Genomic DNA, 1,631 nt, shown 5'->3' with positions numbered 1-1,631 from the left:
TTCCTTGATCACAGTTGTTATGGCACGTATATACCAATCCCCCTCTGAATGGCCAAATGTATCATTAACATGTTTTAGACCATCCATGTCAATAAAGCAAATGGTGACATCATAGATGTGTCGCTTTGCCTTTTCAAATTCTTTGCCAATCATGGCGAGGCCAGTTCTTCGATTATAGAGCCCTGTCATTTCATCAATTGTCGCCAATTTTTCAAAAACTTCTTCTGTTTCCTTTTGACTTGTGATGTCAGCAAGACCAATCAGTAAATGCTCCTTACCGCCAAAATTAAACTTGCCAATTGACATCAAGCATACAATTTCATTTCGTTTTAAATCTTTAATGTTTACTTCAGTACCTTTTAGAATACGTTCATATTCCTTTTCTGAAAAATGCTGTATTTGCTTACTAGTCTCATCAGAGATAAAATCTTGTAGATTCATACGCAAGGCTTCTTCATAATTAATTTGCAAGAGGGCTTCACCGGCATCATTGATTTCTTGAATGGAGAAATCTTTGGGATCCATAATAATAATGGCTGTAGGTGCAATATCAAACATATTTTTAGTCTCTTCAATAGCTGATGCAATTCTTTGTTCCACGGGTTTAAAGACAAAATAATATATGCCTATCAATAGGAAAAAAATAATCCCTAGTAAGAAGAAAATAAGTCTTGAAATACTATTACTTTGTTCTGTTGAATAAATTGACATTCGATTTACAAGTTCATCCATATATTTCAAATAATATTCACTACTTAACTCTAACATATTAGCATCTGTAAGAGATAGTTTTTCATTTTTACTTAAAACTCGATCTGTATATTGCATCATTTCTTCAAAATAGGGATTCATTAACTCTAATAATGAGTGTGTATTGTTGCCCTTAAAAGATATTACTAATTCATTTCCATTCAGCTTTTCTTGAGTAGTTCTTATAAGTTTTGCTGAAAGCTGAATTTCTTTATAGTATCTCGATGTTTGAGTTTCAGATTTTGAAAGTTCAAGACCATATGAACTCTTAATTATCCTTTGGCTTAACATTCTCTGCTTACCAGAATCGTTGATTAATTGTCCCAAATATTGTTGCTCTTTTATTTTTTCAACAACAAAAATAGAACTCAATAAAACGATAAATCCAATCATAATTAAACTAATAATATACAGTCTTTTAAAAATTGATCTCATCTCATATTTATTTATAATTTTATTCTTCATAATTATTCTTCCACAGGAACAAAGGCCATTTTAGGTTGACCACATGTTGGACAGCGGTAATCATCTGGCAGATCTTCAAAGGCTGTTCCCTTAGGTATATCCCTCATCCAATCACCTTTTTCAGGTTTATAAACATAACTGCATACTGTGCATCTAAACTTTTGCATGTTTGCCTCCTTTAAATTTATTCTTTTCAATCTTATTATCCATCACTAAGCCTATAGCATTATTATACCATCAAACGTATTTTTTTATGCGTTTTTAAGATTCATATTTTTTTTACATTTCATGGTATTAATAAAGGCGCTTTAGGGTATTTATAGGATACGCAACAAAATGAAAGGAGGCCATAAAGAAATTTATGGGTTGAAATAATATGAAAATTTACACAAAAACAGGCGACAAAGGGCAAACCA

Annotated in this window: 2 protein-coding genes; both read right to left on the bottom strand. The window is 31.6% G+C overall.

Going from position 1 to position 1,631, the window contains the following annotated elements:
• The coding region (locus AC220I_RS22305) for a diguanylate cyclase (protein WP_486726070.1) at positions 1-1,215 on the bottom strand (1,215 nt) is incomplete at its 3' end.
• 2 nt (positions 1,216-1,217) lie between these two features.
• On the bottom strand, positions 1,218-1,382 hold the full coding sequence (locus tag AC220I_RS22300; protein WP_486726069.1) for a rubredoxin: 165 nt from the start codon (positions 1,380-1,382) through the stop codon (positions 1,218-1,220).
• Positions 1,383-1,631 lie beyond the last annotated feature (249 nt).

The sequence above is a fragment of the Fusibacter sp. genome, assembly GCF_057447755.1.
This window is presented reverse-complemented; position numbering and strand designations above follow the sequence as displayed.